This window comes from Nocardia sp. NPDC004582, from assembly GCF_053602115.1.
The window spans coordinates 1-4,568 of the sequence record NZ_JBSGCY010000251.1; the positions used below are offsets into that span (position 1 = coordinate 1).

Here is a 4,568-nt window from a genome sequence, read left to right on the forward strand (position 1 = left end):
CTGCTCATGACCGACCAGCGCAAGCAATCCACCACCTTCTCCGATCCGTACCTGGCCGACGGCACCATCGCCGTGGTCAAGTCCGGCACCACCAACGTCACCGACATCACCAAGCTCGACGCCCCGAGGCCGCCGCCGCGCTCGCCGCCATCACCGCGGTGAACGAGACCACCGGCCGCGCCGGCGCGACCGCCCGCCCCGATACCACCGACCGGTCCGACGCCGCCGCGCCCTCGCCCGGTCCGACGGACTGGCTGTCGGCCTACGGCAAGGCCGTCGAGGGACTCCAGACCTTGGGCATCAAGCCCTTCCTGTACCCGACCGCCGCGCCGTTCTGCCTCGGCGGCACCACCCTGGGCCTGGCTCCCGCCATGGCGGGCAGCATCCCGGGCCCGTGGCCGCACTACGCGATCTCCATTCCCGGACTGGATCTTTCGGCCGTCAAGGCGGGCCAGACCATGTTCGCGTTCGTGCCCTACGGCATCGCCCCCGACGGCGCGGACACCTCCGGCATGCAGGTCGCCTGGTTCAACACGAGCACCGGCCGGGGCGGGCTGGCCCCGATGGGCCCGCTCAACCAGGTGCTCAACGCCATGATCCCGCCGCAGGTCCCGAACGAGTTGCGGCCCATGGTCGAACAGGCGGTGCACGACTACTTCACCGCGGCCCTCCCGGTCGGCGGCGTCCGCGCGGTTCCGGTCGACACCGGGTCGGGCACGGTGCTGGCGGCCATGTTCGGCACCGTCCGCAATGGCAGCACCACCTGCTTCTTCCTGCCGACCATCGGGATGACGCCGGTCCCCTGATCGGGACTCAGCCGACGGCCCGGCCCTTCCAGCGCAGGGTGCGCGTGTGCCGCGCGCGGTGGGACCGGGCCGACAGGGCCAGATAGGCCGCCACCGAGAACGGGTGCGCCAGTGCCGCAACGGCATCCGTGGCCTCGACCGGTCCGCCGTTCTCGGTGGAGCGGGCCAGCAGCCGGGCGGTGACGGCGGCGGCGTAGCCGAGCAACCCCAGCCGGCGCAGTCGTCCGCGCCCGCACACCGCCGCGATCGGCGGAATCCAGAAGGCCAGGGCCGCCATCGAACCGACCGCCGCACTGCCCGCGGGTCCGCCGTAAGCCGACCACAGCCAGCGGGTGTAGCCCGCGCGCACCTCGGCCGCGTCCCGGTACATGCGGGTCTCGGCGAGGGATCCGGCCGCGACCAGTGTGGTGCGCCGTCCGGCGTGCCGCAGTGCCCGGGCGATGGCCAGGTCCTCGGTGACGCTGTCCGCGACCGCGGCGTGCCCGCCGACGGCCCGGTAGGCGGCGGCGTCGAAGACCAGGAACTGCCCGCAGGCCACGGCCATCGACGGCCGCCGGTTCCGGTTCGCCAGGGCGACCGGCAATGTCGAGGCCCACGACCAGCACAGCAGCGGCTGCACGAGCCGTTCGGCGGGGGAGACCGCGAGCTGGCGGGGCCACGGGCAGAGCAGATCGGTTCGGGCCGAGCGCAGTTCGCGGACCGCGGCCGCCAGCGCGCCGGGTGCGAGTCGCAGGTCGGCGTCGAGGAAGACCAGCACGCCGTCGTGGGTGCCGGCGAGTTCGGCCAGCCGGGCGCAGGCCGCGGTCTTGCCGGTCCAGCCGGGTGCGGGGTCGGTGTCGTCGCGGGAGAGCAGGAATCGGCGGTCGCCGCCGATGGCCGCGCGCGCGGCCTCGAAGGTGTCGTCGGCCGAGCCGTCGTCGAGGATCAGGACCCGCAGGCGCGGCAGTTCGGGCTGGGCGCGCAGATTCGCGATGAGCGCGGGCAGCCGTTCGGCCTCGTCGCGGGCCGGGACGCAGACGGTGACCGGTTCGATGACGGTGGGCCCGCCGCGCCGCAGCCGGGGGAGGGTGAGGCGGTTGGCGAGGGCCACCGATGCGCCGAAGGCGGCGACGGCGCTCGCGGCCGCCACCGCCTTCGTGGCAAGAGTCATGGGTGATTGCTATCGCGAGTCGGTGCGATCGGGGCGCAGCCAGCGCGCGGCGCGCACGTATGCCGGCGGATCGGGGTTGCGGGTCATGTACGCCAGGACCGCGACGACCGCCGCCACCGCGAGCGTGATGCCGCCGACGATGCCCGCCCACCCGGCGAAGGACCGTGTATTCGGGTCCGCGTAGCCGACTTCGGCGCGCAGGGTGCTGACATCGCCGGGCGGCAGCTTCCAGGTGACCACCGAGTCGCCCTCGCGGGTGCCGTTGGTGGTGGCGACGCGCGCCGGGAAGGCGACGGTCAGCTGCACGTCGGAGCCCTGCGGCGGCAGCGACTTCAGGTCCACCCGGCCGGTCAGGGTGACCAGGTCGCCGGTGCGGGCGAAGACCAGGTTGAACATGCCGGAGGTCTGGTCGGACAGGCCGCCGAGCTGCTGCACCTCACCGAAGGTGAGGTCGTCGAAGTACACCTGGCTGCCGACGTAGCCGTCCTGCGCGTAGGAGTCCACCCGCACCTTGCCGGACAGTCCGTCGGGGGCCTTGAGCTGCGGGCCCTTGTCCTTCTCATGCTGCGGCACGGCCGCGGCGACGATGCGCCCGGACACCCGGTCATTGGAGGACACGCCCATCGACACCTGCACCCGCAGGCATCCGGTCAGCAGGACCGCCAGCCCCGCGAACAGGACCACGGCCACGGTCCGTACCCATCGCCGCGATCGCCGCCGGGGTGGGGCGGATTCGGGTGTTCCCTCTGCTGTCGACATGTTCGGACTCGGCTGCACGGCTCACATCGTGCCATGCGTCCCGGGCCACAGCGTGATTCGACGGGCCCTCAGCCCCCGAACCAGCGGAATCCCCAGCACCCCGAGCCCGCAGCACCCGTACACCGCCGACACCGGCAGCCCCAGGAACACCGCGTGCGCCAGCGTCGACCCCAGCCACGTCCACCCGAACACCGCCACCGGAACCACCCGCGCCACACCCGAATCCGGGACCCGCCGATCCCACCACCGCAGCAGGCCGCCCATGACCGCCGCGACCACCAGCCAGCCGAGGTAGTTGCTGACCGGAATCTCCGACAGCCCCGGCAGTCCCGCGATCGGCGAGCACCAGGTCCACTGCCCGTCCGCGACCATCTGCGGATCCAGGAACAGATCCCAGCCGACGGCCCCGACGGCGGTCAATGAAACCCGGCCCGCCGCACCCGTGCTCAGCATCCCGGCCACGACCCACACCGGATACAGTCCGCCGGTCCAGGCCAGCGGCACGACCAGCGGCACCCCGAGCACCTCGGGCCCCAGCCGCCCGCTCGCGTAGTCGTAGCTGCCGAACGGAATCCCGGTGGCCGTGCCCAGCACCTCCGCCGCGAGCCCGACCCCCGACACGATCACCAGCATCCCGGCCGCCCAGCCCGCGTTCCGGGCGATGGCGGCATGCACGAGCGCCGTGGCAGCGGAGAGCAACACGACGGCCACGGTCACCCGATCCCGCGTCACCCCGTGTGCCAGCGGATACGCGATCTGCACCAGCACCAGGAGCGCCGCCGGGGCCGCGGCGACACCCGTCGCCCGTTCGACGCCCGATGCCCTCAGCTGTTCCAGCCGAGTCACCACGCACCGTCCAGGACGGGTGCCGGGGAGCGGGATGGCGGTTGGTTCCGGCGGGGCGGTCTCGGCTGACCCGCAAGGGGTTTCGCCGTGGCGGCCCGATAGGGCGGGGTCGGTCATCGGCGGCGGGGGAAGAGGCGGCGGGGGCGCAGGTCGCGCTCCACCAGACGGGCGGCGCTGCGGCCGCTGGCGCCGGAGACGCCGCCGCCGGGGTGGGTGGAGGCGCCGGTGAGGTAGAGGCCGGGGGCGCCGGGGACGCGCTGGTCGGCGAGCTCGGGCAGCGGGCGCCACATGAACATCTGGTCGATGGACATCTCGACATGCATGACATTGCCGCCGAGCAGACCCATCTCGCGTTCCAGGTCGGCGGGGGTCTGGACGTAGCGTTGGGTGATCGAGGCGGCGAATCCCGGTGCGAGGGCGTCGACTTCGGCGATGATGCGGTCGGCCTCGGTCTCGGCGTGCGCGGACCAGTCGCTGCCGTCGGCGAGATCGTAGGGGTGCCACTGCGACCACAGGGTGACCTGATGTTCGCCGGCCGGGGCGATGGTCGGGTCCAGGGCGCTGAAGGTCATGGCCAGTACGACCGGGCGCGGCGGCAGGTCGCCCGCCAATGCCGCGCCGTGTGCGCGGCGCAGGTCACGACGGTCGGTGACCAGAAGTTGCAGCCCGTGTGCGGATTCGCCGGTCTCGGCCCCGGGGTAGTGGGGGAGTTCGCTGATCGCGGCGCGCACCACCATGCCGATGCCGGGTCCCACCCGGATGCGGCGGCGCCAGCCGGCGAGCGTCGTGGCGTCGAATCCGCCCTGTTCCAGCAGGTTCAGGGTGGTGAGGATGTGACTGCCCGCGATCACGGTGTCCGCGGACAGGTTTCGCCCACTCGCGGTGCGCACCTCCCAGCGGTCGCCGCGCCGGGTCAGCGCGGTCACCGCGTCGCCGGGGGAGACGACGCCGCCGTCGGATTGCAGCCGCGCCACCAGCGCCGCGCTCAGCGCGCCGCTGCCGCCGAC

General features: G+C 73.3%; 5 protein-coding genes. 1 reads left to right on the top strand and 4 read right to left on the bottom strand.

The features are described 5' to 3' along the window. Positions 1 to 158: 158 nt before the first annotated feature. Positions 159 to 806: a hypothetical protein gene (locus ACWELJ_RS33360; RefSeq protein WP_452370055.1), complete on the top strand. Its 648-nt coding sequence runs from the start codon at positions 159 to 161 to the stop codon at positions 804 to 806. A gap of 7 nt (positions 807 to 813) precedes the next feature. On the opposite strand, the gene ACWELJ_RS33365 is transcribed toward ACWELJ_RS33360, so the two are convergent. The 4 genes from ACWELJ_RS33365 to ACWELJ_RS33380 form a co-directional block, all read right to left on the bottom strand. Next, a complete protein-coding gene (locus tag ACWELJ_RS33365; protein ID WP_452370056.1) occupies positions 814 to 1,956 on the bottom strand; it encodes a glycosyltransferase in 1,143 nt (380 codons plus the stop codon). Positions 1,957 to 1,965: 9 nt separating this feature from the next. Then, a complete protein-coding gene (locus ACWELJ_RS33370; RefSeq protein WP_452370057.1) occupies positions 1,966 to 2,715 on the bottom strand; it encodes an LppM family (lipo)protein in 750 nt (249 codons plus the stop codon). 21 nt (positions 2,716 to 2,736) lie between these two features. Beyond that, complete coding sequence (locus ACWELJ_RS33375) at positions 2,737 to 3,561, bottom strand: carotenoid biosynthesis protein (protein ID WP_452370059.1); 825 nt, start codon at positions 3,559 to 3,561, stop codon at positions 2,737 to 2,739. 113 nt (positions 3,562 to 3,674) lie between these two features. Next, a partial coding sequence (locus tag ACWELJ_RS33380; protein ID WP_452370058.1) for a phytoene desaturase family protein occupies positions 3,675 to 4,568 on the bottom strand: 894 nt, incomplete at its 5' end.

Excerpts from the sequence above, each read along its gene's own strand:
- ACWELJ_RS33365 (WP_452370056.1), bottom strand. The coding sequence starts at position 1,956 with ATGACTCTTGCCACGAAGGCGGTGGCGGCCGCGAGCGCCGTCGCCGCC.
- ACWELJ_RS33370 (WP_452370057.1), bottom strand. The coding sequence starts at position 2,715 with ATGTCGACAGCAGAGGGAACACCCGAATCCGCCCCACCCCGGCGGCGA.